We start from the raw sequence: 4,479 nt of genomic DNA, 5'->3' as shown, positions 1-4,479 counted from the left end.
TACGTGCGTCTCGGCGTCGTGATCGACGGCAAGTATCACTGGCGGGCGTACTCGCTCACGTCCGATCCCGAGCCCGACGACGGCTTGATCAGCGTGACGCCCAAAAAGGTGGACGGCGGCGCCGTGTCGCCGTATCTGGTGGAACGGATTCGGGCCGGCGATCTGGTCCGGCTCAGTGAGATCGAGGGCGTGTTCACGCTGCCCGAGCCGGTGCCGGCGAAGATGCTGTTCATCAGCGCCGGGAGCGGAATCACGCCGATCATCAGCATGCTGCGCAGCCTCGATCATCGCAATGCGGTCAACGACGTGGTGGTGATCCATTCCGCTCGCACCCGTGAGCAGGTGATGTTCCTGGAGGCTCTCGAGGAATTGGACCGCCGCCACGACTCCATGCGGGTGGACGTGCGGCTGACATCGGAGCGCGGCCGACTCGGACCGGAAGACCTGGACGAGGTGTGTCCTGACTGGCGCGAGCGGGAGGCGTTCTGCTCGGGGCCCGGCGAAATGCTGGATGCGCTGATCGAGCACTGGGAGAACAACGGCGACCGCGACCGCCTGCACTTTGAACGCTTCCAGCCCAAGATCGGCGGGGACGCCAATGCCGGCGAGGGTGGCGAGGTGTGCTTCCTCGACAGCGACAAATCCGTCGAATGTGACGGTGGCACTTCAATTTTGGAGGCGGGGGAGCAGGCGGGTCTTAACTTGGCACACGGCTGCCGAATCGGAATCTGTCATACCTGCGTCGGCACGCTGAAGTCGGGCAAGCTGCGTGACCTGCGCTCAGGTGAAGTCACCGAGCCGACCGGACAGGACGTCCGGATCTGCATCAACACCGCCGAAGGCAACGTCGAACTCGAACTTTGACCGAAAGGACGCCAAATGACGAGCGCTGTGAAGAGAACCGGGGGGCAAACCCCCCTGGCCAGGCTGAGCGAACAGGAAATCGAAAAGCTCGCCAAAGAATTGGATGCCATCCACGACGAAGTGTTCGCCGACCTGGGGGACCGGGACCGGCGCTACATCAAGAACGTCATCTCGGCAGAGCGGCAGATCGTGGTGCTCGGCCGGGTGCTGCTGCTGGCCTCGAGGTCGAAGACGGCGTGGGCGCTGGGCACCGCATGCCTAGGCATGGCCAAGATCTTGGAGAACATGGAGATCGGCCACAATGTGATGCACGGTCAATGGGATTGGATGAACGATCCCGACATCCACTCCTCGGTGTGGGACTGGGATACGGCCTCGACCGCGGAATCCTGGAAGCACTCGCACAACTACATCCACCACACGTATACCAATATCCGGGGCAAGGACAAGGACCTCGGCTACGAGCTGTTGCGGATCGACCCCAGTCAGAAGTGGGCCCCGCGCTACCTGTTTCAGCCGATCGCGAACATCCTGCTGATGCTCCTGTTCGAGTGGGGTGTCGCCATTCATGACATGGATATCGACGCGATACGCAAACGCGAGAAGCCGTTTTCGGAGGTGCGCAAGGACCTCAAGGGCATCAGCGGGAAAGCGCGCGCGCAGATCATCAAGGACTACATCGGGTGGCCCTTGATCAGCGCCGGCGCATTCGGGTTGGCCCAGCTGGCATTGCGCGGCAAGATTAACCAGCCGGCGCAGTCACGCCTGGGTAAGCGGCTACGCAAGGTGTCGAACAAGGGTCGCATCGGGGCCCTGGCCGGTTTCCTCGACAAGACCGTGCCCGGAGTGGAAAGCACTTATCTGCGAACCTTGGGCGCCGACGCCGTCGCCAACCTGATGCGCAACGTGTGGTCGAACGCCATCATCTTCTGCGGCCACTTTCCCGACCAGGCGTACACCTTCACTCAGGAGGAGGTCGAGGACGAGACCCGCGGAGGTTGGTACGTGCGCCAGTTGCTCGGCGCCGCCAACATCGAGGGCAGCCCGCTATTCCATATCATCAGCGGCAACTTGGGCTACCAGGTCGAACACCACCTCTACCCCGACATGCCGAGCAGCCGCTACTCGGAGATTGCTCCCAAGATCAAAGACATCTGCGAGCGCTACGAGCTGCCCTACAACTCCGGCCCGTTCGGGAAGCAGTGGCTGATGGTGCAACGCACCATCTTGCGGCTCGCCTTCCCGGGTGGCAAGCCGAGGCCGAAGCCTGGGCCGTACCGCAGCGAGGGTGGCCAGTCGGGACCGCAACGGCCCAGCGAGGGCACCCGGTTCCGGGAGCGGGTCCCGGCCGAACACCCGGCCGCCGGCCCCGAACACAAAGGCACCGGCGTCGACGTGCAGCCGCCCCCGCGCGGTAACGACTGAGCCACACCGCGTTCGGCGTCCGTCTAGCCTGAGCAGATGACGGGCATCGAGGGACACGTCGTCGCCATTACCGGAGCCAGTAGCGGGATCGGTGAGGCGACGGCGCGTCTGCTTGCCGAACGCGGCGCCCGAGTCGTCCTGGGTGCGCGCCGCGTCGAACGCCTCGATGACATCGCGGGTGAGCTACGCGCCGGGGGCGCAACGGTGGTCACGTGCGCCACCGACGTGACACGCCCCGAAGACCTCGCGCGGCTCGTCGGCACGGCAGTCGATGAGTTCGGCCGCCTGGACGTGCTGGTGAGCAACGCCGGCATCAGCAAGATCGGTCCGATATCGGATCTGGATGTCGACGGATGGTCGGCGATGATCGACGTCAACCTGCGCGGAGTGCTGCACGGCATCGCGGCGGCCCTGCCACAGTTCCGCCGTCAGGGCCGCGGCCACTTCGTCACCACGGTGTCCACGGCCGGCCTGAAGATCGTGCCCAACATGGTCGTGTACGCGGCCACCAAGAATGCGGTCCGCACCCTGATGGAAGGCCTGCGCCAGGAGTCGACCGACGGAGTGGTCCGCACCACGTCGATATCGCCGGGGTTCGTCGATACCCAACTGGACAGCTCCATCGACGACGCCGCGATGCGTGAGCAGATCCGGCGCAACATGAGCGACTTCGGCCTGCCACCGGAGGCGGTCGCGCGTGCCGTTGCCTTCGCCATCGAACAGCCCCCCGATGTGGAAATCGGCGATATCACGATCCGCCCCACGGTCCAGGGCTAAAAGTGTGAACGGTTTCCGCGGTCGGTCCGTAGACGTTGTTGATCGTGAATGAAACCCAGAGAACCCGCGCCCCTTGGCGCAGCCCCCTGCGGGGACGATGGCTGACGTCCGTCTTCGGTGCGGTGCTCCTGCTGACACTGCCAACGGTCATCTTGACCGGTCTGCTGTCCTACATCGCTTATGGACCGCAGTTCGGCCAGGCCATCCCGGCCGACGTCGGCTGGCTGAAGCTGCCGACGTTCGACTGGCCCACCAACCCGTCATGGCTGTACCGGTTGACCCAGGGGTTGCACGTCGGACTCGGGCTGGTGTTGATCCCCGTGGTGCTGGCCAAACTTTGGTCGGTGATCCCGAGGCTTTTCGTGTGGCCGCCGGCCCGGTCGATCGCCCAACTGCTGGAACGGGTTTCGCTGCTGATGCTCGTCGGGGGCATCCTGTTCGAGATCGTGACCGGCGTCCTGAACATCCAGTACGACTACATCTTCGGTTTCAGCTTCTACACCGCGCACTACTTCGGCGGATGGGTGTTCATCGCCGGATTCGTGGTGCACGTCGCCCTCAAGCTCCGCACCATGTTGACCGGTCTGCGGTCCAGGTCGCTGCGCGACGTGCTGCGCACCGGACGCGCCGACACCGAAGCGGAGCCCTGGGAACCCGACGGGCTGGCCGCCGAGACGCCGTACCCCGCAACCATGAGCCGCCGGGGTGCTCTGGCACTCGTGGGTGGCAGCGCGCTGTTTGTCGCGGTCATCACGGCGGGCCAGACGCTGGGTGGCTATCCGCGACAAGCCGCCTTGCTGCTGCCCCGGGGACGCACCCGCGGTGACGGACCCAACGACTTCGAGGTCAACCGCACCGCGCTGGTGGCCGGCATCTCTCCCGAGGAAACCGGTGAGCGCTGGCGGCTGATCATGAGCGGTGGCGCCGCGCCGGTGGTGTTGGACCGCAACGCGTTGCTGGCAATGCCACAGCACACCGCTGTATTGCCCATCGCCTGCGTGGAGGGCTGGTCGACCACTCAGGCGTGGAGCGGGGTTCGGCTGGCGGATCTGGCCCGCCGGGCCGGCGTGCCCGCGCCGGGATCGGCGCGCGTCTCGTCGCTGGAGCGCGGCGGTGCCTTCGCTCGCGCGACACTGCAGGGAAGCCAGGTGCTGCACCCGGATGCGCTGCTGGCCCTGCGTGTCAACGGCGCCGACCTTTCCGCGGACCACGGCTTTCCCGCCCGGATCATCGTGCCGGCGCTACCCGGCGTGCACAACACGAAATGGGTGGCCTCCATCGTCTTTCAGGCGGCGGCAAATGCATAGGGCGCTAACGGCTTTCGCAAGGCTCTACGGGTCACGTCCGCTGCATCTGCTGACCCTGATCACGGGATTCGCGCTGTTCGGCTACGTGGTTTTCATCGTCAAGCCG

Annotated in this window: 4 protein-coding genes; all 4 read left to right on the top strand. The window is 65.3% G+C overall.

The features are described from left to right. Nucleotides 1-864 (top strand): ferredoxin reductase (locus tag JOZ00_RS24670; protein ID WP_293349412.1); only part of this gene is annotated, 864 nt, incomplete at its 5' end. A 15-nt stretch (nt 865-879) separates the two neighbouring features. After that, nucleotides 880-2,289, top strand: a complete 1,410-nt coding sequence (locus JOZ00_RS24665) for an acyl-CoA desaturase (protein WP_293349410.1) — start codon at nt 880-882, stop codon at nt 2,287-2,289. Nucleotides 2,290-2,325: 36 nt separating this feature from the next. After that, a complete protein-coding gene (locus tag JOZ00_RS24660; RefSeq protein ID WP_293349408.1) occupies nt 2,326-3,066 on the top strand; it encodes an SDR family oxidoreductase in 741 nt (246 codons plus the stop codon). Between the two features lie 44 nt (nt 3,067-3,110). Continuing rightward, a complete protein-coding gene (locus tag JOZ00_RS24655) occupies nt 3,111-4,373 on the top strand; it encodes a molybdopterin-dependent oxidoreductase (RefSeq protein ID WP_293349405.1) in 1,263 nt (420 codons plus the stop codon). Nucleotides 4,374-4,479 lie beyond the last annotated feature (106 nt).

Source organism: Mycobacterium sp., assembly GCF_019243155.1.
Classification (GTDB): Bacteria; Actinomycetota; Actinomycetes; order Mycobacteriales; family Mycobacteriaceae; genus Mycobacterium.
This window is presented reverse-complemented; position numbering and strand designations above follow the sequence as displayed.

Bases quoted from the DNA above. Each gene is read 5' to 3' on its own strand.
- JOZ00_RS24665 (WP_293349410.1), top strand. From the start codon at position 880: ATGACGAGCGCTGTGAAGAGAACCGGGGGGCAAACCCCCCTGGCCAGG.
- JOZ00_RS24660 (WP_293349408.1), top strand. From the start codon at position 2,326: ATGACGGGCATCGAGGGACACGTCGTCGCCATTACCGGAGCCAGTAGC.